At 65.9% G+C, this 22092-nt stretch carries 16 protein-coding genes; 12 read left to right on the top strand and 4 right to left on the bottom strand.

Annotated elements, in window-relative coordinates; all coding sequences use genetic code 11:
• Window positions 1-60: 60 nt before the first annotated feature.
• The 11 genes from ABKF58_RS18215 (at window position 61) to aauR (ending at window position 14454) form a co-directional block, all read left to right on the top strand.
• Window positions 61-1734, top strand: a complete 1674-nt coding sequence (locus tag ABKF58_RS18215; protein WP_482582545.1) for a GGDEF domain-containing protein — start codon at window positions 61-63, stop codon at window positions 1732-1734.
• Complete coding sequence (locus ABKF58_RS18210; protein WP_482582544.1) at window positions 1694-1834, top strand: hypothetical protein; 141 nt, start codon at window positions 1694-1696, stop codon at window positions 1832-1834. Before ABKF58_RS18215 ends, ABKF58_RS18210 begins: the two co-directional genes overlap by 41 nt.
• Window positions 1835-2368: 534 nt before the next feature.
• Window positions 2369-3514 (top strand): ABC transporter ATP-binding protein, encoded by a 1146-nt coding sequence (locus ABKF58_RS18205; RefSeq protein WP_482582542.1) that lies wholly within the window; start codon window positions 2369-2371, stop codon window positions 3512-3514.
• Window positions 3515-3524: 10 nt separating this feature from the next.
• Entirely contained in the window at window positions 3525-4445 is a 921-nt protein-coding gene (locus ABKF58_RS18200; RefSeq protein WP_482582540.1) for an ABC transporter permease subunit, read from the top strand.
• The gene (locus tag ABKF58_RS18195) at window positions 4438-5337 is read left to right on the top strand and encodes an ABC transporter permease subunit (protein ID WP_482582538.1); all 900 of its coding nucleotides are present in this window, start codon (window positions 4438-4440) and stop codon (window positions 5335-5337) included. Before ABKF58_RS18200 ends, ABKF58_RS18195 begins: the two co-directional genes overlap by 8 nt.
• A 178-nt stretch (window positions 5338-5515) precedes the next feature.
• Window positions 5516-6898 (top strand): sensor domain-containing protein, encoded by a 1383-nt coding sequence (locus ABKF58_RS18190; RefSeq protein ID WP_482582536.1) that lies wholly within the window; start codon window positions 5516-5518, stop codon window positions 6896-6898.
• 290 nt (window positions 6899-7188) lie between these two features.
• Window positions 7189-7506, top strand: a complete 318-nt coding sequence (locus ABKF58_RS18185; RefSeq protein WP_482582534.1) for a hypothetical protein — start codon at window positions 7189-7191, stop codon at window positions 7504-7506.
• Window positions 7487-9376 (top strand): arginine decarboxylase, encoded by a 1890-nt coding sequence (speA, locus tag ABKF58_RS18180; protein ID WP_482582532.1) that lies wholly within the window; start codon window positions 7487-7489, stop codon window positions 9374-9376. The genes ABKF58_RS18185 and speA overlap by 20 nt, the downstream gene beginning before the upstream one ends.
• 460 nt (window positions 9377-9836) lie before the next feature.
• Window positions 9837-11138: a dicarboxylate/amino acid:cation symporter gene (locus ABKF58_RS18175; RefSeq protein WP_482582530.1), complete on the top strand. Its 1302-nt coding sequence runs from the start codon at window positions 9837-9839 to the stop codon at window positions 11136-11138.
• A gap of 135 nt (window positions 11139-11273) precedes the next feature.
• Window positions 11274-13136, top strand: coding sequence for a sensor histidine kinase (locus ABKF58_RS18170; RefSeq protein ID WP_014086741.1), 1863 nt, complete (start codon window positions 11274-11276; stop codon window positions 13134-13136).
• Entirely contained in the window at window positions 13129-14454 is a 1326-nt protein-coding gene (gene aauR, locus ABKF58_RS18165; RefSeq protein WP_014086742.1) for a two-component response regulator AauR, read from the top strand. Before ABKF58_RS18170 ends, aauR begins: the two co-directional genes overlap by 8 nt.
• A 52-nt stretch (window positions 14455-14506) precedes the next feature.
• Here the strand turns inward: aauR and ABKF58_RS18160 are convergent, their stop codons facing one another.
• Complete coding sequence (locus ABKF58_RS18160) at window positions 14507-16660, bottom strand: methyl-accepting chemotaxis protein (RefSeq protein ID WP_482582528.1); 2154 nt, start codon at window positions 16658-16660, stop codon at window positions 14507-14509.
• A 241-nt stretch (window positions 16661-16901) separates the two neighbouring features.
• Between ABKF58_RS18160 and mmuM the strand changes: the two genes are divergently transcribed.
• Window positions 16902-17867, top strand: a complete 966-nt coding sequence (gene mmuM / locus ABKF58_RS18155) for a homocysteine S-methyltransferase (RefSeq protein ID WP_482582526.1) — start codon at window positions 16902-16904, stop codon at window positions 17865-17867.
• A 261-nt stretch (window positions 17868-18128) separates the two neighbouring features.
• On the opposite strand, the gene kdpE is transcribed toward mmuM, so the two are convergent.
• From kdpE to kdpC, 3 genes are read right to left on the bottom strand one after another with little or no spacing between them, the layout of a single operon-like run.
• On the bottom strand, window positions 18129-18812 hold the full coding sequence (kdpE, locus tag ABKF58_RS18150; RefSeq protein ID WP_482582524.1) for a two-component system response regulator KdpE: 684 nt from the start codon (window positions 18810-18812) through the stop codon (window positions 18129-18131).
• Window positions 18813-18814: 2 nt separating this feature from the next.
• The gene (locus tag ABKF58_RS18145) at window positions 18815-21487 is read right to left on the bottom strand and encodes a DUF4118 domain-containing protein (protein ID WP_482582522.1); all 2673 of its coding nucleotides are present in this window, start codon (window positions 21485-21487) and stop codon (window positions 18815-18817) included.
• 13 nt (window positions 21488-21500) lie between these two features.
• Window positions 21501-22076, bottom strand: coding sequence for a potassium-transporting ATPase subunit KdpC (gene kdpC, locus ABKF58_RS18140; protein WP_482582520.1), 576 nt, complete (start codon window positions 22074-22076; stop codon window positions 21501-21503).
• Window positions 22077-22092: the final 16 nt, after the last annotated feature.

The raw sequence follows: 22092 nt of genomic DNA, 5'->3' as shown, positions 1-22092 counted from the left end.
TCCTTTAACGATATATTTCACTGCTGTTAAAAAAGTAGTTACACCAGAAACGAGCTTCTTATGCCTGTTTGCGATACCTCCCTTTGCCAGGAGCTGGAAATCATCATCAACGAGCGCAAGCTGTTGCCGGTCTTCCAGCCCATCGTGGACATGGAAGAGGGGAGTATCCTCGGTTATGAAGGGCTGATCCGCGGACCTTCCAACAGCCCGCTGCACTCGCCGCTCAATCTGTTCGCCGCGGCGGAACGATGTCGTGCGCTGGTCTCGCTGGAGCGGGCCTGCCGGCGTGTCACCGCCGAGGCGTTTATCGAGCATCAACTGCAGGGTTGTCTGTTCCTCAACATCAGTCCGCAGACCTTGCTGGCGCCGGAGCATAAATCGGGCGAGACGCTGGCGTTTCTCAACATGCTGGGGTTGCCCAGCGAACGCATCGTCATCGAGCTCACCGAAACCCACCCCAACGCCACGTACCAGGCGCTGCGCGAGGCGGCGAGCCATTACCGCGACAGTGGCTTCCGTATTGCGCTGGACGATTTGGGCGAGGGCTTCTCCAATATGCGGCTGTGGTCCGAGCTGCGTCCCGACGTGGTCAAGCTCGACAAGCATTTCGTCCAGGAAATCCAGCACGATCCGCTCAAGGAGCAGTTCGTGCGTTCGATGGTCGACATCGCGAGGCAATCCGGTGCCTTGCTGGTGGCCGAGGGCATCGAGACGGTAGACGAGTTGCGCGTACTGCGGCGGCTCGGGGTGCGCTACGGGCAAGGCTATCTGTTTGCCCGGCCGGCGCTGCTGCCGGCGCGCGAGGTGCCGGCCGAAGTACGTTCCCTTTTGTACGCCGAGGCGCGCGAGCGCTTGGGTGCGCCACGCCAGGCGATGGCGCGCGATCTGCTGGTCGAGGTCATGCCGTTGGAGCAGACGGTGGCAAACGAAGTTGCCTACCGGCTGTTCGTCGAGGCGCCGGAGCGCTTTGCCATTCCAGTGGTGAGTGGCGGCGTGCCGGTCGGGCTGCTGCGCCGGCACGATTTCCTGGAAAGCTTTGCCCGGCCGTTCAATCGTGAGTTGTACGGCAAGAAGCCGTGCCGCACCCTGATGGACCAGCAGCCGTTGATCGTCGGTGCCGAGATGGGCGTGCAGGAGCTGTCGAGCCTGGTGGTGGCCGCCGAGCGCCGGCACCTGATCGATGGCTTCATCATCACCGAAAACGGCCGCTATCTCGGTATGGGTACCGGCTACGACCTGATGCGCAAGATCACCGAGATGCAGATTTCGGCGGCACGCTACGCCAACCCCCTGACCGGGCTGCCCGGTAACGTGCCGATTTCCGAGACCATCGACCGCCTGCTCGACAGCGGCGAGCCTTTTATCGTGGCCTATGCCGACCTCGATCATTTCAAGCCGTTCAACGATCTCTACGGTTATGCCGCCGGCGATGACCTGATCCGCCTGCTGGGATACTTGCTGCAACAGGTGGCTGACCCGGCCCGCGACTGGGTGGGGCATATCGGCGGCGACGACTTTGTGTTGCTGATGCAGAGCGAGGGCTGGGAGGCGCGTCTGCTCGACGTGATCGCGGCCTTCGATCGCCAGTGTCCAGGTGCATTTCGGGCAGGAGCACCGCCTGATGGGGGGCTTCGAAGTGACGGCGCGCAACGGCGAGCTGATTTTCTTCCCGCTCACCAGCGTGTCGATCGGTGTGCTTCCCGCCAAGCCGGGACAGTTCCTGTCGCATCATGAGGTCTCGCTGGCGGTGGCCGATGCCAAGAAGATGGCCAAGAAGCAGGCCGGCAGCAGTCTGTTCATCGAGCGCCGGGGGAAGGGTACGGACAAGCGCTAGTCCATGTGCTTGATCGTTAAACAGGGCGGACCGGCATAAGCCGGTCTTTTTTATTGCCCGCTCTCGATGAAGGGGTCAGGCCTTGTGGCAAACCGTCGTTTCCTTGTGCGTTTCCGTCGTTCGGGCTGTTTTTGAATTGTCAATTTTATTGAACGGCACTACTCTTTTCCCATGCCGGCGGTGCTTGCCGCTGGAGAGGACGATGCGGATGCCGCGTGGTGGCTCGGGGGCGGAACGGGCGGGAGGCCGTGCTGCCGGGCGAGGGGGGCTGCCTGACTGGCATGGCGTTCGCTTATTGATTTCCATATGACCCCGGCAGATTAAAATGCGCCCTTTTGGGGCGGTTTTGGTATTCTTTCCCGGTTTAAGTGGAGGTGCGTGCCGCCTGGTCGGCACGCGACGCCAGGCAAGAACGCAGGTGTACCGGATTCGGTAACAGACGATAACCAGCACCCCGACGAGAGCGGGGGCATTCGATGAATCGGCGTATCGACGGCGGTGGTCCGACGTGCGCCAGAGGGAGATTTGACCATCATGATGGATGCTGTCGCACAGCCCAAGACGGCGGCCGGGGCTCAGGTTGACGAGAAGCCTTATCTGCAGATATCCGGGATCGTGAAGAAGTTTGGCGATCACTTCGCCGTCGATCATGTCGATCTCACCATTCGCCGTAATGAAATCTTCGCCCTGCTGGGGAGCTCCGGCTGCGGCAAGTCCACGCTGCTGCGCATGCTGGCCGGCATGGAACGGCCGACCGCCGGCAAGATCATCCTCGACGGCCAGGACATCACCGCTCTCGCGCCGTACGATCGGCCTATCAACATGATGTTCCAGAGCTACGCGCTGTTCCCGCACATGACGGTCGAGCAGAACATCGCGTTCGGCCTCAAGCAGGACAAGCTGCCCAAGGACCAGATCGCCGCACGCGTCACGGAGATGCTCGATCTGGTGCAACTGCGCAAGTTCGCCTCGCGCAAGCCCTACCAGCTCTCCGGCGGCCAGCAGCAGCGTGTGGCGCTGGCGAGAAGCCTCGCCAAGCGTCCGAAATTGCTGCTGCTGGACGAGCCCTTGGGCGCGCTGGACAAGAAGCTGCGTCAGCAGACCCAACTGGAGCTGGTCAACACGTTGGAAACCGTCGGCGTGACCTGCATCATGGTGACGCACGATCAGGAAGAGGCCATGACCATGGCTTCGCGCATCGGCATCATGAGCGAGGGCCGGCTGCTGCAAGTGGGTACCCCGACAGAAATCTACGACTTCCCGAATTGCCGCTTCACCGCGGAGTTCATCGGCGAAACCAATATCTTCGGGGGCCAGGTAGTGGTGGACGAGCCGGACGGCGTGGAAATCGAGTCCATCGAACTAGGTGGGCGCGTCCGGATCGATCACGGCATCACCGGACCCAAGGGCATGCAGGTCTGGGCCAGCATCCGTCCCGAGGACGTGCGGCTCGATCGTGGCGAATTCACCCCGGCGCCGAACGCGGCGCGCGGCAAGATCGAGGACATCGCCTACCTGGGCAGCTACTCGATCTATCACGTGCGGCTGCCCAGCGGCAAGGTGGTGAAGTCGGTGGTGCCGTCGTCGCGCTGGTACGAGGCGGGCGAAGAGCCGCCGACCTGGGGCGAGAGCGTGAACATCCGCTGGCGCCCCGACTTGCCTGTTGTGCTGACCATGTGAGGGAAGGGTGATGACTATGCTGCGTTCCATTCTCGAGCGTTTCAAGCCGGGCAAGGGGGCCGTGATCTCGGTGCCTTACTTGTGGCTGCTGGTGTTCTTCCTGGTGCCGTTCCTGATCGTGCTGAAGATCAGTTTCGTCGATCAGGATCTGGCGATTCCGCCGTTCACGCACCTGATCAAGTACGACGGCGACATGAGCACGCTGAACATCGCGCTCAACCTGTCCAATTTCCTGTTCATCTTCACCAACGAGCTGTATCTAGACACCTATGTGTCGTCGCTCGAGGTGGCCTTGTTCACCACGCTGGCCTGCCTGTTGATCGGCTACCCGATCGCCTATGCCATCGCCCGTGCCAACCCGGCCATCCGTAATGTGCTGCTGATGCTGGTGATGCTGCCGTTCTGGACCTCGTTCCTGCTGCGGGTGTACGCCTGGATGGGCTTGCTCCAGCCCAACGGCATCATCAACAACCTGCTGATGTCGATGGGGCTGATCAGCCAGCCCCTGGAGATGTTCCACAACCAGTTCTCGCTTTATCTGGTGATGGTGTACGCCTACCTGCCGTTCATGATCCTGCCGCTCTACGCGCACCTGGTGAAAATGGACGTGACCCTGCTGGAAGCGGCCAACGATCTGGGGGCGCGACCGCTCAAGACCTTCTGGACCATCACCTTGCCGCTGTCCAAGAACGGCATCATCGCCGGCGCGATGATGGTGTTCATCCCTGCGGTGGGCGAATTCGTGATTCCGGAACTGGTGGGCGGGCCGGACGTGCTGATGATCGGCAAGGTGTTGTGGAACGAGTTCTTCGACAACAATAACTGGCCGATGGCCTCGGCGGTGGCGACCATCATGGTGCTGTTCCTGATCGTGCCGATTGCGCTGTTCCACCGCTATGAAACCCGTCAGCTGGAGGGGAAAAATGTATAACGGCAATCCGCTGCCCAAGACGCTCAAGGGGGTGTTGCTGCTGGGTTTCCTGTTCCTTTATGTGCCGATCGTCAGCCTGATCATCTATTCGTTCAATGCCTCCAAGCTGGTGACGGTGTGGGGCGGTTTCTCGACGCGCTGGTACGTGTCGCTGATGCAGAACGATCAGATCATCTCGGCGGTGACGCTGTCGATCAAGATCGCGCTGGCCTCGGCGACGGCGGCGGTGGTGCTGGGGACCATCGCCGGCTTCGTGCTGGCGCGCTTCGGGCGTTTTCGCGGCAGCACCTTGTTCGCCGGCATGATGACGGCGCCGATGGTGATGCCGGAAGTGATCACCGGCCTGTCGATGCTGCTCTTGTTCATCTCGATGCAACAGTTCTTCGGCCAACCTTCGGAACGCGGCTTCTTCACCATCTGGGCCGGTCATACCACGCTGTGCATGGCCTACGTCGCCGTGGTGGTGCGCTCGCGCCTGATCGAGATCGACAAGAGCCTGGAAGAGGCGGCGATGGACCTGGGGGCCCGCCCGATGAAGATCTTTTTCCTGATCACGCTGCCGCTGGTGTCGCAGGCCATCGCCTCGGGCTTCCTGCTGTCGATCACGCTGTCGCTGGACGACCTGGTGACGACGTCCTTCCTGTCCGGGCCGGGGGCGACGACATTGCCGATGGTGATCTTCTCCAAGGTGCGCCTGGGCCTGAACCCGGAGATCAACGCGCTGGCGGCGATCACCGTGCTGCTGGTGGGGATTTTCGTGCTGGTTGCCAACTATCTGATGCTGAGCGCCCAGCGCAACCGGGCGCGTGCCATGGCCGCGGCCATGCGCGAAAACGACGCGCCGACCCCGCCTGGCAGCGGGGCGGGAGGGGCGGTGGCGACGGCCCCCTGATGGCTGGTCCGGAGGCGGGCGGATTCGCAAGAGTCTGTCCGCCTTCTTGCTTGGGAGCGGCGGATCGTGCGTGGCGGGGAGGATTCCCTGGTAGTGTGCGATGGCCGGCGCTAAATTGGCGGCACCGGACATCGATCGATTCCTAACGCTTTACCTTTTCAGGCAATATGCTTAGCTCATGGACACAAAAAACGGTGCGCCCTTGGCAAGCTTCATCGACCTTCTGCTCGACGCCATCTGTATCGTCGATATCGAGGGGCGCTTTGTTTTCGTCAGCGCCGCCTGCGAGCGCATCTTTGGCTATACGCAAGCGGAATTGATCGGCAAGCCGATGATCGAGCTGGTGTTGCCGGAAGATCGCGCCAGAACGCAGGAGGCGGCCCGCCAGATCATGGCGGGGGATGCCAAGCCGCATTTCGAGAATCGCTATGTGCGCAAGGACGGCCAGGTGGTCCACATCATGTGGTCGGCACGCTGGTCGGAGGCCGACCAGGTGAGGGTGGCCGTGGCCCGTGACATTACCGAGCGCAAGCGGGCGGAGTCGTTGCAGACGGCGCTGTACGCCATTTCCGAGGCGGCGCATGGGGCCGAGGATCTGCTGGCCTTGTTTCAGCATATTCGGCAGGTTGTCGGCAACCTGCTGCCGGCGCAGAAATTTTCCGTGGCGCTGTACGACGCGGGGCAAGAGCGCCTGAGTTTTCCGTACCATGTCGATGCCCGCAATCATTCCCCGGTGCCGCGCAACCCTGCCACTACCCTGCTGTGCGAAGAGGTCATCCGTACCGGGCAGCCGCTGCTGCTGGCCCCCGAGACGGCGGATGCCTTGCCTCCGCTTCTCAGGGCCGCGGTTTCTACGGATGCCGCCTGCTGGCTGGCGGTTCCGCTCAACTCGCTCAAGGGCATCATCGGCGCCCTGGTGCTGAAGAGCTATGCTGATGGCGTGCGTTACACCGAGAAAGACAAGGAGTTGCTGCAGTTCGTCTCGGCCCAGATTGCCACTGCGATCGAGCGCAAACAGCTGCATGCCAGACTGCAGCAGATGGCGCAGTACGACGAATTGACCAGCCTGCCCAACCGCCGCTTGCTGTACGGCCGCCTGAAAGCGGCGCTGGCAAGGGCGCGGCGCGAGCAGGGACGCTTGTCCCTGCTGTATCTCGATCTGGACAAGTTCAAGCAGGTGAACGACAGCTTTGGCCACGCCACTGGTGATCTGCTGCTGCAAGAGGTGGCCCGGCGGCTCAGGCAGTGTGTGCGGGAGAGCGATACCGTGGCGCGCATCGGCGGTGACGAATTCGTGGTGCTGCTGGAGAGCATTGCCTTGCCGGAGCACGCCTGGCTGGTGGCCGAGAAAATCCGCAGCGCCCTCGATCATCCGCTGAACCTCGACGGCCGGCACCTGCGCATCCTGCCGAGTATCGGGATCGCCCTGTTTCCCGAGCACGGCGACGAGGAGCAGCAGCTGCTCAAGCATGCCGATGACGCCATGTATCGTGCCAAGAAGACGGCGGAGGGCGCGGCGCAAAAGCTCGACGATGGCGCACGTGCCGAGTCATCGGTCTAAGCGCGCTGGCGATTCCCGAGGGGGCCGTCAACGCTGTCAGTCCAGGCCATGTGGGGAACGCTGCCGCGCTACGGGCGTCAAACACGGGCCAAAGGGTGGGGTGAGCGGCTTTCATCGTCCTGACATCGTCCGGGGCTACCCTGGCGGGACGGGGTGGCAGGACCGGGCGCTGGGTGACGGCGACGGCAACCCTCTGTCTTGTCTGCCGCCGTTGCACGGCTTGCCGGCACTTGGCGAAGCTGGTCTGACACGCATTGCCGGTCTCCGTGCTGATGGGAAGGGGGCGTGCCATGACCCTGTATTTCCAGTTGCTTTCCGCTGCGGCGCGGTATTGGGTAGCGTTGGCGGCCTCTCGTGGCAGCATGTTGAGCGGCGCTCAGGGCCTGCTGTGGCGCGATGGTGGCGCCGGCTCAAAATTCTCCTTGTCATCGTGCGTGATGTTGCTAAAATCCGCGCTCGTTTTGCATCGCAATAACGCACAAAAAGATTGTTTCGCTCCGACATCCCAGGCCCACATAAAAGCTCGCAAGCCCGAAAGCCGCGCACTAAGGAGCGGGGTTCTCCATCGAATCATTGAAGGAAAAACTCATGGCTTGGTCTGTGGCTGAGAGCCGGAGCCTGTACGGCATCCGGCATTGGGGGGCGGGGTATTTCGAGGTTGGGGACGACGGCCACGTCAAGGTCCGCCCCAATACCCGTCAGCAAAACTGCGAAATCGATCTGTACGACCTGGTGCACGCGCTGTCCGACAAGGGGCTGGACCTGCCGCTCTTGGTGCGCTTCCCGGACATCCTGCAAGACCGCGTGACCCGGCTGTGCGGCGCGTTCGACAAGGCCATCGCCGACGCCGGCTACGGCAGCCAGTACACCGCGCTCTATCCGATCAAGGTGAACCAGCAGGAGGCGGTGATCAAGAGCATCATCGCCACGCCGAGTGTCTCCATCGGGCTGGAAGCCGGCTCCAAGCCGGAGCTGATGGCGGTGCTGGCGCTGGCGCCCAAGGGCTGCACCATCACCTGCAACGGCTACAAGGACCGCGACTTCGTGCGCCTGGCCCTGATCGGGCAGAAGCTCGGCCACCGCGTCTTCATCGTGATCGAGAAGGAGGTCGAGGTCGACCTGGTGATCGAGGAGGCGCAGAAGCTCGGCGTGCGTCCGCTGGTCGGCGTGCGCGTGCGGCTGTCGTCGCTGAATTCCGATAACCAGTGGGCCGACACCGGCGGCGAGAAGGGCAAGTTCGGCTTGTCGGCATCGCAGCTGATCGACGTGGCGGGCAAGATGGACGCTGCCGGCATGGCCGATTGCGTGCGCCTCCTGCACTTCCACATGGGCTCGCAGATCGCCAACATCGCCGACTATCGCCTGGGCTTTCGCGAAGCGATCCGCTACTTCGGGGAGCTGCGCGATCTGGGGCTGCCGATCGACCATGTCGACGTCGGCGGCGGCCTGGGGGTCGATTACGACGGCACCCACTCGCGCAACGCCAGCTCGATCAACTACGACATGGAAGAGTACGCGCACGTGATCGTGTCGATGCTGGCCGAGTTCTGCGACGAGAACGGCCTGCCGCATCCGCGCATCATGTCCGAGTCGGGGCGCGCCATGACCGCGCACCATGCCGTGTTGATCATGAACGTAACCGACGTCGAGCGTCTGCCGGAAAGCGTGCCGGAACTGGACGATCTGGACATGCTGGCGCAGCCGGTGCGCAAGCTCTACGAGCTGACCCATCTCACCGACGCCGAGATGGTCACCGAAACCTACCACCGCGCCAGCCATTACGTGGCCGAGGTGGCCGAGATGTACGCCGAGGGCCGTCTGCGCCTGAAGGACAAGGCGACGGCGGAGCAGCTCTATTACGCGCTGTGCCGCCGCCTGCACGGGCAGTTGCAACTGACGCACCAGCGCTCGCAGCGCCAGGTGTTCGACCAGCTCACCGACAAGATGGCCGACAAGTATTTCTGCAACTTCTCGGTGTTCCAGTCGCTGCCGGATACCTGGGCCATCGACCAGGTGCTGCCGATCATGCCGGTGCATCGTCTCGACGAGCAGCCGACGCGGCGCGCGGTGCTGCAGGACCTGACCTGCGACTCGGACGGCAAGATCAAGCACTACGTCGATCAGCAGAGCATCGAGTCGACCATGGCGGTGCACGCGGTGAAGCCGGGTGACGAGTACCTGATCGCGACCTTCCTGGTCGGCGCCTACCAGGAGATTCTGGGCGACATGCACAACCTGTTCGGCGACACCGACTCGGTCAACGTGTTCGTGCGCGAGGGCTGCCGCCTGGAGTTTTCGGGCGTGGAGGAGCACGACACCATCGAGGACATGCTGCGTTACGTGCACCTGTCGCCGGAGGAAATCCTCAACCGTTACGAGGAAAAGGCGCGTGCCGCCAAGCTGTCGGCCGACGAGCGCAACACCTACTTCGCCGAGTTCTGCCGCGGACTGAAGCAGTCGTCCTACCTGTCGGTCTGATCGCCCCGTTTTTCCCTTGCCAAAGGTTGGCCGAAGCATCGTCTTCGGCCAACCTTTTTTCGTTTGGGCGGGCAGGAAAGCCGCCGCCGCCCGGTCCACCCGTTCGGATAACCGAACAGCGCCGAGGACGCCATTCCGCCCATCCGTATCCATGCCGATGTCGTTAAAAAAACTCAATAAAAACAGTGTGTTGCGAATTGTATTCGGGCCGTCCGGCTGGCACGCTTCGTGCAATATAAGGAGCCGCCGGCCAGGGTGACACCCACCAACCCTGGCGGGCCAACAACAAAACGATTTCCGGCCGCAGCGCAACAGCGCGCGCGCAGGGACCACCAAACGGTCCACCCCGGTCGCTCAGGCCGGATGGACGAGCAAAGGCGGGGACGGTTGGCAAGACCGCCCCCAACGCCCTGGCCACGACGATGGCCGCGGGGGCAGACCTTCACTGGAGAGGCATTTAGTGAAACTCAATAGACTGACCACCTTCATCCTGGCCGCCATGGTGCTGGGTATCCTGACCGGCTACGTATGGCGCGAGATGGCCACCGACGAGGCCGCGATCAAGTCGTTCGCCGACAACATTTCGATCCTGACCGATGTCTTCCTGCGACTGATCAAGATGATCATCGCCCCGCTGGTGTTCTCCACCCTGGTGGTCGGTATCGCCAAGATGGGCGACACCAAGACCGTCGGCCGCATCGGCGCCAAGACCATGGCGTGGTTCATGACCGCATCGTTCTTCTCGCTGAGCCTGGGCCTGGTCATGGTCAACCTGCTCAAGCCGGGTGTCGGCCTGGGTCTGCCGCTGCCGGACGTGCACGCTTCCAGCGGCATCGAGGCGGGCGCCATCACGCTGAAGGATTTCGTCACCCACGCCATTCCGAAGAGCGTGGTCGAGGCGATGGGCAAGAACGAGATCCTGCAGATCGTGGTGTTCTCGGTGTTCTTCGGCTGTGCCGGCGCCGCCATTGGCGATCGTGCCAAGCCGGTGGTCGACATGCTCGACTCCGTGGCGCACATCATGCTCAAGGTGACCGGCTACGTGATGAACTTCGCGCCGCTGGCCGTGTTCGCCGCGATTGCCGCCATGGTGGCCAAGGAAGGCCTGGGCATTCTTGCGACCTACGGCACCTTCATGGCCGAGTTCTATCTGTCGATCGGCGGGCTGTGGCTGGTGCTGGTCCTGGCCGGCGGCCTGTTCCTCGGTCGCCGCGTGCTGACTCTGATGAAGATGGTGCGCGAGCCGGCGCTGCTGGCGTTCTCCACCGCCAGCTCGGAAGCCGCTTACCCGAAGACGCTGGAACTGCTGGAGCGCTTCGGCTGCTCGCGCAAGGTGGCCAGCTTCGTGCTGCCGATGGGCTACTCGTTCAACCTTGACGGTTCGATGATGTACTGCACCTTCGCCACCATCTTCATCGCCCAGGCCTACGGCATCCATCTGACGCTGGCCCAGGAAATCACCATGATGCTGATCCTGATGGTGACCTCGAAGGGCATGGCCGGCGTGCCGCGCGCCTCGCTGGTGGTGATCGCCGCCACGCTGTCGCAGTTCAACATTCCGGAAGCCGGCCTGCTGCTGCTGTTGGGCATCGACCACTTCCTCGACATGGGCCGTTCCGCCACCAACGTAATCGGCAATGCTATCGCCGCCAGCGTGGTGGCCAAGTCCGAGGGTGCCCTGGGCGCCGGCGAGCTGGAAGGCGAGGACGACGATACCGATCCGGACGCCGAGGCCGACGACCTGGCACCGGCGCGTGCCTGATCCCCGCACCTAGCGTCATCCCGAACGGCCTCCTGCGCGAGGCCGTTTTCCTTGCAGGGCTGTCCTCGCCGACGGCTCTGTGATAGAACGATACAAGATCGTCTTCGCCGAATCCTCCGAATCGACCCCATCGTTATGCTGCGCATTCCCAAACGTTTTCTGCCCTACCTGCTGGCCGTGGTTTTCGGGCTGATGCTGGCCATCGGCTACATCACCTACCGGGTGAGCGAGAACAGCGGCATCGAGGCGCTGGCCGACAGCGGCACGCGCCAGCTTGAGCTGCACGCGCGCGGGCTCGAGAGCGAGATCGACAAGTACAGTTTCGTCCCCAACATCCTCGGGCTGGAGGAGCGCATTCTCAATGTGTTGACCTCGCCCGATCCGTTTCCCGGTCCGCAGAATCTGGCCAACCGCTACCTGGAAGAGCTGAACCAGCAGACCTCGACCAGCACCATCTACGTCATCAACACCGAAGGGCGGGTGCTGGCGTCGAGCAACTGGCGCCGCGCCGACAGCTACGTCGGCGAGGACCTGTCGTTTCGCGACTATTTCCAGGAAGCGCTCAAGGGCGGGCAGGGGCGTTCCTACGGCGTCGGCACCACGCGCGCCGAGCCCGGCTACTACCTGGCGCAAGGGCTGAAGAAGGACGGCAAGATCATCGGCGTGGCGGTGGTCAAGGTGCGGCTCGACCAGCTCGAACCGAGCTGGCAGTGGGCCGACACCGACGCCTTCGTCAGCGACGAGAACGGCGTTATCATCCTGGCCTCGGAGCCGGAGTGGAAGCTGCACACGCTGAATCCGCTGTCGCCGGCACGGCGCGAAGAGCTGGCGCGCAGCCTGCGCTACTACTGGGCGCCCTTGCCCTTGCTGCAGGTGGCGCAGCGCCGGACTCTGGACGTGGGGCTGGAGCGCTGGGCGCTGCAGATGCCGGGTGGCGTCAAGGGGGTGAACCGCCCCACCGACTTCCTGGCGCAGACGCGCAGCCTGAAAGATACCTCGTGGAAACTGACCCTGCTCACCCCGCTCAAGACGGTGCGCAAGACGGCGCTGAGCAACGCCGCGCTGGCGGTGGCGGGCTTCGTCATCCTGGTGATCCTGCTGGTGGCGTGGAACGAGCGGCGCAAGGTGCTGGCGGCGCGCTTCGCCGCGCGCGAGGCGCTGGAGCGCGCCAACAGCCAGCTCGAGCGCAAGATCGCCGAGCGCACCGCCGACCTGATCGCCAGCAACGACCGCCTCAAGGCCGAGATCCGCGAGCGCCAGCTTGCCGAGAACACGCTGCGCAAGGCGCAGGACGGGCTGGTGCAGGCGGGCAAGCTGGCGGTGATCGGGCAGATGTCGACCAGCATCGCGCACGAACTCAACCAGCCCCTGGCGGCGCTGCGCACGCTGTCGGGCAACACCATGAAGTTCCTGGCGCGTGGCAAGCTGGAGACGGCTTCGGCCAACCTGCAAACCATCAACGAGCTGGTGGAGCGCATGGGCAAGATCACCACCTCGCTGCGCTCGTTCGCGCGCAAGTCGACCGAGCCGATCGGCGAGGCTAGCGTGCTGCAGGCGGCGGACGCCGCGCTGTTCCTGCTGCAGCCGCGCCTGGCCAGCCCGCCGGTGAAGGTGGTGCGCGAGCTGGACGACTGCCGCGTGCTGATCGACCAGACCCGGCTCGAGCAAATCCTGGTCAACCTGATCGGCAACGCGCTCGACGCGATGCAGGCCAGCCCGCGGCGCGAGTTGCAGCTCTCGTTGCGCCTGCTTGGCGAGAACTGCCGGCTGTCGGTGCGCGACAGCGGGCCGGGCTTGCCGGAGGAAGTGCGCTCGCGCCTGTTCGAACCGTTTTTCACCACCAAGCCGGAAGGGCGCGGGCTGGGGCTGGGGCTGGCGCTGTCGGCCGGCATGGCCACCGAGGTCGGCGGCTCGCTGATCGCACAGAACCCGGACGGCGGTGGTGCCGAATTCATCCTGACGCTGCCGCTGGCGGCAGTAAAGCAGAACCATGACTGAAGAAGAATTGTTATCCGTCCTGATCGTCGAAGACGATCCTACCGTGCGCCTGGGCTGCGAGCAGGCGCTGCAGCTGGAAGACATCCCGGTGATCGGCGTGGACAGCGCCGAGGCGGCGCTCAAGCATGTCGGGCCGGATTTCGCCGGCATCGTCATCAGCGACATCCACCTGCCCGGCATGGACGGCATGGCGCTGATGCGCCGCCTCAAGGAGCAGGAGCGCGCGCTGCCGGTGGTGCTGATCACCGGCCACGGCGACGTGACGCTGGCGGTGCAGGCGATGAAGGACGGCGCCTACGATTTCGTCGAGAAGCCGTTCTCGCCCGAGCGCCTGGTGGACGTGGCGCGGCGCGCGCTGGAGCAGCGCCGCCTGACGCTGGAAGTGGCGGCGCTGCAGCGCCAGCTGCACGGCCGCACCGCGCTGGAGCAGCGCCTGATCGGCCGCTCGCCGGCGATCCAGCAGTTGCGCCAGCTGATCATGAACGTGGCCGATACTTCGGCCAACGTGCTGATCCACGGCGAGACCGGCACCGGCAAGGAGCTGGTGGCGAGCTGCCTGCACGAGTACAGCCGGCGCAACGCGCACAACTTCGTCGCGCTCAACTGCGGCGGCCTGCCGGAAAACCTGTTCGAGAGCGAGATCTTCGGCCACGAGGCCAACGCCTTCACCGGGGCCGGCAAGCGCCGCATCGGCAAGATCGAGCACGCCAACAAGGGCACGCTGTTCCTCGACGAAGTGGAAACCATGCCGATCAACCTGCAGATCAAGCTGTTGCGGGTGCTGCAGGAACACAAGCTGGAGCGGCTGGGCTCGAACCAGCTGGTGGACGTCGATTGCCGCCTGATCGCCGCCACCAAGGAAGACCTGGAGCTGCTGGGGCAGCAGGGGCGCTTCCGTTCCGACCTCTACTACCGCCTCAACGTGGTGACGCTGGAGCTGCCGCCGTTGCGCGAGCGGCGCGAGGACATCCCGCTGCTATTCGAATCGTTCCTGCAGCAGGCGGCGCTGCGCTACGGCCGCGAGGCGCCCGAGGCCGATCGCCAGACGCTGTCGCGCCTGATGGCGCACGACTGGCCGGGCAACGTGCGCGAGCTGCGCAACGTCGCCGAGCGCTTCGCGCTGGGCCTGCCGGTGTTCAAGGGCGCCGCCTCCGGCGACACCCCGCCGCCGAGCCTGGCCGAGGCGGTGGAGGCGTTCGAGAAGGCGATGATCGCCGAGGTGATGCGCCGCCACGACGGCAACCTGAGCCAGACCAGCGTGGCGCTCAACATGCCCAAGACCACGCTGTACGACAAGGTCAAGAAGTACGGGTTATAAGCACTGACAGGGTTGGCCGAAGCCGAGGCTTCGGCCAACCCCGGGCACCCCCTCAGGCTCCCTGGCCGCTGACCTGGAACTTGCCGGTGAGCATGGCCAGCTCGGCGATGGTGTGGCGCGTCTGTTCCACGCTCTGGGTCAGCGCCTGCTGCGCCAGCTGCATGCTGCCCGCCACCGAGCCGATGGCGTGGGTGTCGCTGGCGTGCTCCTGGCCGCTGTGGGTCAGGGTGCGGATGGTGTCGATCAGGCCATCGACGATCTCCCGCACCTCGCGGTTCTCCCCGGCCGAGGCTTCGGCCAACCTCAACCCCTCTTCGAGATGGCTCATGCCGCCTTGCATGGTGTCCACCGCGGCGGCCGCCTGGCGCTGCACCTTCTGGATCATCTGGTCGATTTCCTCGGTGTTGCGGCTGGTGCGCTCGGCCAGCTTGCGCACTTCGTCGGCCACCACGGCAAAGCCGCGCCCGGCCTCGCCGGCGCGCGCCGCCTCGATCGCGGCGTTGAGCGCCAGGAGGTTGGTCTGATCGGCGATCTCGTGGATCAGGCTGACCACCCGGCCGATGTCGCGCGTGCTGTTGCCCAGGTCGTTGATGATGTCTGCCGAGGCGCCGACGGTCTGGCGGATGGCCAGCGTCCGGCTGCTGACCTCGGCGAGCTGGCGCCGCGCCGCCTCGGCCTGCTGCGCCATCGCGGTCTGCATGCTGCCGGCGTGATGGTTGGCGTCGTCCAGCGCCGTCATCTGCTGGGCCAGGCCTTCCCGCGTCTTGTCGACGGTGCTGAACACCTGGCCCGCCGCCACCGCGGCGCCGGTATTGTGTTCGGCCATGCGGCGGTTGTGCTCTTCCAGGTGGCGGCTGACGCGCACCAGCCGCGCCAGCGTGGTGTCGAGATGGTCGATCAGGCTGTTGACCCACTGTGCCATCACCCCGGTTTCGTCGGCCGACAGCTGCTGGCGGTCGACGCGCAGCGTCAGGTTGCCGCCGCCCTCGGCGACGTTGCGGATCATGCCGGAAACGCCGCGCAGGCGCAGCGCCAGCGGCCGGGTGCAGAGCAGGCGGAAGGCCGTGGCGCCGGCCAGCAGCAGAGCGCCGTAGCCGGCAAGGCGCAGCCACAGCGGCAGGCCGTCGAGTGCCGAAGCCCCCAGCGTGGCCGCGCCCAACGCCAGCTGGATCAGCAGGAAACCGCGCATCAGCTGGTAGCTGATCGGGCGGTAGCGGTAGACCTCCTCCAGATCGGCCTCGCACATCATGCCCCAGGTGTCGGGGGAGCCGGGCAGCTGGAAGGTGATTCCCTTGCCAACCACCGGGATGTGGCGGTAGTCGGCATAGCCGGGGTAGGTGACGAACAGGTTCTGCCCCTGGCGGATGGTTTCGCGCACGCCCGGGTGGAGCTGGCCGGTGGCGGGGTCGTTGAAGGTCAATTCGAACTCGGTGTGCTCGCGCACGCTGACCGTGCCGTAGTCGGTCTTCACCCCGTCCTTGAGGTTGTCGCCACCGGTGAAGGCGCGGTCTTCGAAGCGCGAGCGCGACAGCGCGGTGCCCGGGGCGATGCCGGGGTCGAAGACGGAGCGGACCATGAACAGGTAGTTGTCGCCCGATTCGTGGAAGATGTGGCCGGCCTCGCGCTGGATCAGGTCGCCCAGCACGTCGTTGGGCACCCGTGCGCACAGGCAGCCGAGGGTGTCGCCGCCGCGGCGCAGCGGCAGGTAGAACATCATCGTCACCGCGTCGTGAAAGCGCGAGCTGCGCGCCCCCAGCGCGCGCGTCTCGGCGTCCAGGTAGGGGCCGTGCAGCCAGCGTTGCTGCAGACCCTTGTCGAGCGCCGCCGCCGTCACGCCCTGCTGGCCGCAGCGGCGTGGGGCGGTGGACGCCAAGACGCGGTTGGCGGGCGACACCACGAACAGCTCGGTGACTTCGACCAGACTCTGGTAATAGCCGCCCAGCAGCGCAGGCCAGTCGGCGGCGGGCTGGCTTGCCAGCTGTTCGCTCAGACCGGCCAGCGCCTGCCAGTGCTGCTCGGTCCATTGCGTCAGTGCTCTTACCCGGGTGCGGGCGAAGCTGTCGAACACGTGTTCCATCGTCGCGTAGCGGTCGCGGCTGAGAAAGCACGACCAGCGCATCGCGAGCTTGCCGGTCTTGCCAAACAGCGGCAGCCAGCGGCGCTCGGCCGCGCTCAAGTTCATCTGTCCGCTCTGTAATGACGACATGGTTTTCCCCTTTGGCTTGTTGTTGCTGTGACAACAAGCAAAATCGGTTCCCGTGCTATTCCAAAGGCGTAGTTCATTTGGCGTATTGCGAACTCTTCGATTATGAAAAATGGGCGGTCATGGTGCATACCATGGTGCACGGCTGGTGCGGCGCACCACGAGCGGGCGTATCGGCGATGGATTGAGCGTCCCCGTCATTGAACGCATAATTCCTCATCTTCCAACGCAGACCACGATAATCATGACTTCCCCAACCACCGACCCCGTCGCCGCCATCCTGGCCGACTATCCGGTGCTGATCCTGGACGGCGCCCTGGCCACCGAGCTGCAGCAACGCGGCTGCGACCTCAACGACCCGCTGTGGTCGGCGCGCGTGCTGATCGAAGAGCCCGAACTGATCCGCCAGGTGCACGAGGATTACTTCGCCGCCGGCGCCGACGTCGCCACCACCGCCAGCTACCAGGCCACCTTCGAAGGCTTCGCCCGGCGCGGCTACGACGCCGAGGCGGCAGCCGCGCTGATGCGCCGCGCCGTCACGCTGGCGGTCGAGGCACGCGATGCCTTCTGGAGCGACCCGGCGCACCGTCAGGGCCGACCGAAACCGCTGGTGGCGGCCTCGGTCGGCCCGTACGGCGCGATGCTGGCCGACGGCTCGGAATACCGCGGCGATTACGGCCTCGGCGAACAGCAGCTGATGGATTTCCACCGTCCGCGCCTCAAGGTGTTGCTCGAGGCCGGCGCCGATCTGCTGGCGTGCGAGACCATCCCCTGTCAGGTCGAGGCGCGCGCCCTGGCGCGGCTGCTGGCCGAGGAATTCCCGTCCGCCCGTGCCTGGATCAGTTTCAGCTGCAAGGATGGCGAGCATACTTGCCAGGGCGAGACGCTGGCGGCCGCGGTGGCGGAGCTCAATGAGGTGGAGCAGGTGGTGGCGGTGGGGGTGAACTGTACCGCGCCCGAGTTCATCCCTGCATTGGTGGAGGCGGCGCAGGGCGCCACCACCAAGCCGCTGCTGGTCTATCCGAACTCCGGCGAGCATTACGACCCCGAGCACAAGTGCTGGCACGGCCACGCCGACGCCAACCGCTTCGCCGAGGCGGCGCGCGGCTGGCACCTGGCCGGGGCGCGCCTGATCGGCGGCTGCTGCCGTACCACGCCGCAGGACATCCGCGCGGTGGCGGAGTGGGCGCGGCCGTCCGCCGGACACTGAGCCCCGCGGCGGCTTGGCGGGCGCATCGAGCCGTCTGGTCCGGGCAGGCTGTGCCACACGAGAAACCCGATCGAATTGATCGGGTTTTTTTGTTGCGGCTGGCGGCAGCGTCAGTGTCTCGTAGCCAGCTCACGCTCTCGCCAACGAAAGCGAGACAAGGCAAAAGCGGCCGGGGCGGCGGAGTTTGCACGTGGTCAATGAGCATTCCGAAGACGTTTTCGACACCGTATCGCCGCAGCGCAGCAGATCGTCAACCGGTTCTCAGGTCTGCAGCCGGTAGCCCACGCCCAGCTCGGTGAGCAGGTGCTTGGGCTGCGACGGGTCGTCTTCCAGCTTCTGGCGCAGGTGGCCCATGTAGATGCGCAGGTAGTGCGGGCGCTCGACGTAGTCCGGGCCCCAGGTGTCGAGCAGCAGCTGGCGGTGCGTCAGCACGCGGCCCTGGCCCTTGATCAGCGCGGCGAGCAGGCGGTATTCGACCGGGGTCAGGTGCACCTCGGTGCCGGCACGGCTGACGCGGCGCTGCGGCAGGTCGACGCAGACCTGGCCGAAGCTGACCCGGCTCTGCCCCGCGGCGGCGGTGGCGCCGCGCCGCAGCTGGGCGCGCAGCACGGCCAGCAGTTCCGGCACGCCGAAGGGCTTGACCAGGTAGTCGTCCGCCCCCTGATCGAGCGCGGCCACCTTTTCCTCTTCCTGGTGGCGTGCCGACAGCACCACGATGGGCACCGCCGACCAGCCGCGCAGCTCGCGGATCACCTCGCGCCCGTCCATGTCCGGCAGGCCGAGGTCGACGATCACCAGCTCGGGCTGGCGCGTGGCAGCCTCGATCAGGCCGCGTCCGCCGCTGTCGGCTTCGAATACGGCAAAACCTTCCGCCTCCAGCGCGGCGCGCAGGAAGCGGCGGATTTGCGGGTCGTCCTCGATGATCAGCAGGCGGCGGTCGTTCATTGTCATTCCAGTGCGTCGGGTGGGGGCGGGGGGTCGCCCAGCGGCAGGCGGAAGGTGAAGCGGGCTCCGCCTTCCGGGCGGTTTTCGGCGCGAATCTGGCCGCCGTGGGCGTCCAGTATGGTACGGCATAACGCCAGGCCCAGCCCGACGCCGGGGATGGCCGATTCGCCGTGGCCGCGCGTGAACTTGTCGAACAGCCGGGTGGGGTCTCCGGGCGGCAGGCCGGGACCGTTGTCGCTGACGCTGACCGCGAGCCACCGGCCGTCGACACGCGCGGAGAGCCGCACCTCGCTGCCTGGTGGGGTGTATTTGGCGGCGTTGTCGAGCAGGTTGACCAGCACGCGCTCGATCAGCAGCGCGTCGAACTCGCACAAGGGCAGCTCGGGAGGCAGGTCGGTGACGATGGCGTGGCGCGCCAGCGGAATGCTCATGTGGCGCAAGGCGCTGCCGGCCACTTCCTCGATCGATTGCCAGTCCTTCTTCAGCGTCACGCCCTCGGCCTGCAGCCGCGCCATGTCGAGCAGGTTGCCGACCAGGCTGCCCATGCGGCGCGCCTCGTCCTGCAGTGATTGCAGCAGCTCGTGCCGCGCACTGTCGGCCAGGTCGTCGCGCTGCAGGGTGTCGGCGACGCCGATCAGCGAGGTCAGCGGCGTGCGCAGGTCGTGCGACAGCGTGGTGAGCAAGGTATTGCGCAGCCGGTCGGATTCCATCGCCAGCAGCGCGTCCTGCGCCACTTCGACGTAGTGCACCCGTTCCAGCGCCAGCGCGATCTGCGCCACGCAGGTGTCCATCAGGCGGCGCTCTTCCGGGGCGGGCTCTGCTTCGTCAGCGACGAAGGCCAGCACGCCGCGCGTGCGCATCGGTGCCTTGAGCGGCAGGTAGCGCGCCGGGCTGGCCGGCAGCGTGGCGGTGCCGCGCCCGGCCGGGACCCGGTGGTCGTACACCCATTGCGCCACTGCGGCGTCCACCGCCAGCACCGCTTCGGCCGGCGCGCCGGCCGGCCGTATCCGCTCGTGCTGGTCCGGCAGCAGGATCACGCTGTCGACGCGGAACATGTCGCGGAAACCGAGCTCGGCGATTTCGACGATCTGCGCCGTGGTTAGCGCGGCGGAGAGCTCGCGGGCGAGGCGGGCGAGCTGGGCGGTGCCTCGCTCGCGCCGTTGCGCCGCCACCGCCTCGAAGCGCAGCCGCGCCGCCAGTTGGCCGATGATCAGCGCCACCGCCAGCATCAAGCTGAAGGTGAACAGGTACTGGGTGTCCGCCACCGTGAACGAGAAGCGCGGCGGCACGAAGAAGAAATCGAAGCCCAGCACCGCCAGGCAGGCGGCCAGCGCGCCCGGGCCGCGGCCGAAGCGGATCGAAATCAGCACCACGGCGAGCAGGTAGACCATCACCACGTTGGCCGGGTCGAACACTTTCAGCAACAGCGCGGCAGGCAGGGTGGTCAGCGCCGACAGGAAGGCGGCCCAGCCGTAAGCGCGCCAGTCGATGGGGCCGCGCGGGGCGGGCTTGGCCGGAGTCGCGGTGGCCGGGGCGGGCTCGGCGCTGACCGGGTGGATGTCGAGGTCGCGGGCGTGCCGGCCCAGCCGTTCCAGCAGCGTGCTGCCGGTCAGCCGTTGCCAGCGGTTGGGACGCGGCTGGCCGATGACCAGCTTGCCGGTGTTGCGGCTCTGGGCGTAGGCCGTGACCGTCGCGGCCAGGTCGGAACCGGCCAGCGCGACGGTTTCCGCGCCCAGTTCTTCGGCCAACCTCAGCACCGCCAGGGTGGCCTGGCGCGCCGCGTCCGGCCGGCGCTGCAAGGCCGGGGTTTCCACGTGCAGGGCGATCCAGTCGGCCTTGAGCGCGGCGGCCAGGCGGGCCGTGGCGCGCACCACCTTCTCGGCCTGGTCGTCGGCGCCGACGCAGGCCAGGAGCCGCTCCTTCACCTGCCAAACCCGTTCGATCTCCTGATCGGCGCGGTAGGCGCGCATCTGGGCGTCGACACGGTCGGCGGTGCGCCGCAGCGCCATTTCCCGGAGGGCGATCAGGTTGCCCTTGCGGAAAAAGTTCTGCCGCGCGTTGGCGGCGGCTTCCGGCATGTAGACCTTGCCCTCGTGCAGCCGCACCAGGAGTTCGTCCGGCGGCAGGTCGACCAGCGTCACCTCGTCGGCGGCGTCGAATACCCGGTCGGGCACGGTTTCGCGCACGCGGATGCCGGTGATGCTGCCGACCACGTCGTTGAGGCTCTCCAGGTGCTGCACGTTGAGCGTGCTGTAGACGTCGATGCCGGCCGCCAGTAACTCCTCGACGTCCTGCCAGCGCTTGGCGTGGCGGCTGCCGGGCACGTTGGAATGCGCCAGCTCGTCCACCAGCAACAGCGGCGGGTGGAGGGCCAGCGCGGCGTCGAGGTCGAACTCGGCCAGGGTGCGGCCGCGGTAGTCGATGGCGCGCGACGGCAGCAGCGGCAGGCCGTCGAGCAGGCGCGCGGTTTCGGCGCGGCCGTGGGTCTCGACGATGCCGGCCAGCACCGCCTCGCCTTCGGCCAACCTTTGCCGCGCCGCGCTCAGCATGGCGTAGGTCTTGCCGACGCCGGCGCAGGCGCCGAAGAAGATCTTCAGCCGGCCGTGCCGGGCGGCCTCCTCGTCGCGGCGCAGCTCGTCGAGCAGGCGGTCGGGATCGGGACGGTCGTCGTTCATGGGGTCGGTTTCATCATGGACGTTGCTGGTCCAGGGCCAGGTTGAGTTTCAGCACGTTGACGCGGGCTTGGCCGAACATCCCCCATTGTGGGCTCTCGGTATGCTGGGCCACCAGCGTGCGCAGTGCGGCGGCGCTCAGGCCACGGGCGCGGGCCACGCGTTCCACCTGATAGTAGGCCGCCGCCGGCGAGATGTCCGGATCGAGCCCGCTGGCCGAGGCGGTGGCGAGTTCCACCGGCACCGGGCCGGTCTCTTCGGGGTGGGCCGCATGCAGTGTGGCGACGCGTGCCTTCACCGCGTCGAGCAGCGCCGGGTTGGTCGGGCCCAAATTGGAACCGCCCGAAGCGCCGGCGTTGTAAGGCATCGGTGCCGTGGCCGACGGCCGGCTCCAGAAGTAGCGCGGGCCGCTGAACGATTGGCCGATCAGTGCGCTGCCGACTACCTCGCCGCCGCGGTGGATCAGGCTGCCGGCGGCCTGTTCGGGAAAGAACAGCCGGGCCAGGCCGGTGACGGCGGCCGGGTAGACGAGGCCGGTCAGCACGCTCAACAGCAGGAACAGCGTGAGAGCCGGGCGGATCAGGGTTTTCATGGTGGGGGTTTCTCCA

The sequence above is a fragment of the Pseudogulbenkiania sp. AW2-16 genome, assembly GCF_056824575.1.
This window is presented reverse-complemented; position numbering and strand designations above follow the sequence as displayed.

Bases quoted from the DNA above. Each gene is read 5' to 3' on its own strand.
- ABKF58_RS18145 (WP_482582522.1), bottom strand. From the start codon at position 21,487: ATGAACGACGACCGTCCCGATCCCGACCGCCTGCTCGACGAGCTGCGC.
- ABKF58_RS18190 (WP_482582536.1), top strand. From the start codon at position 5,516: ATGGACACAAAAAACGGTGCGCCCTTGGCAAGCTTCATCGACCTTCTG.
- ABKF58_RS18160 (WP_482582528.1), bottom strand. From the start codon at position 16,660: ATGTCGTCATTACAGAGCGGACAGATGAACTTGAGCGCGGCCGAGCGC.
- ABKF58_RS18195 (WP_482582538.1), top strand. From the start codon at position 4,438: ATGTATAACGGCAATCCGCTGCCCAAGACGCTCAAGGGGGTGTTGCTG.
- ABKF58_RS18170 (WP_014086741.1), top strand. From the start codon at position 11,274: ATGCTGCGCATTCCCAAACGTTTTCTGCCCTACCTGCTGGCCGTGGTT.
- ABKF58_RS18215 (WP_482582545.1), top strand. From the start codon at position 61: ATGCCTGTTTGCGATACCTCCCTTTGCCAGGAGCTGGAAATCATCATC.
- ABKF58_RS18185 (WP_482582534.1), top strand. From the start codon at position 7,189: ATGACCCTGTATTTCCAGTTGCTTTCCGCTGCGGCGCGGTATTGGGTA.
- ABKF58_RS18205 (WP_482582542.1), top strand. From the start codon at position 2,369: ATGATGGATGCTGTCGCACAGCCCAAGACGGCGGCCGGGGCTCAGGTT.
- ABKF58_RS18200 (WP_482582540.1), top strand. From the start codon at position 3,525: ATGACTATGCTGCGTTCCATTCTCGAGCGTTTCAAGCCGGGCAAGGGG.
- speA (WP_482582532.1), top strand. From the start codon at position 7,487: ATGGCTTGGTCTGTGGCTGAGAGCCGGAGCCTGTACGGCATCCGGCAT.
- kdpC (WP_482582520.1), bottom strand. From the start codon at position 22,076: ATGAAAACCCTGATCCGCCCGGCTCTCACGCTGTTCCTGCTGTTGAGC.
- mmuM (WP_482582526.1), top strand. From the start codon at position 16,902: ATGACTTCCCCAACCACCGACCCCGTCGCCGCCATCCTGGCCGACTAT.
- aauR (WP_014086742.1), top strand. From the start codon at position 13,129: ATGACTGAAGAAGAATTGTTATCCGTCCTGATCGTCGAAGACGATCCT.
- kdpE (WP_482582524.1), bottom strand. From the start codon at position 18,812: ATGAACGACCGCCGCCTGCTGATCATCGAGGACGACCCGCAAATCCGC.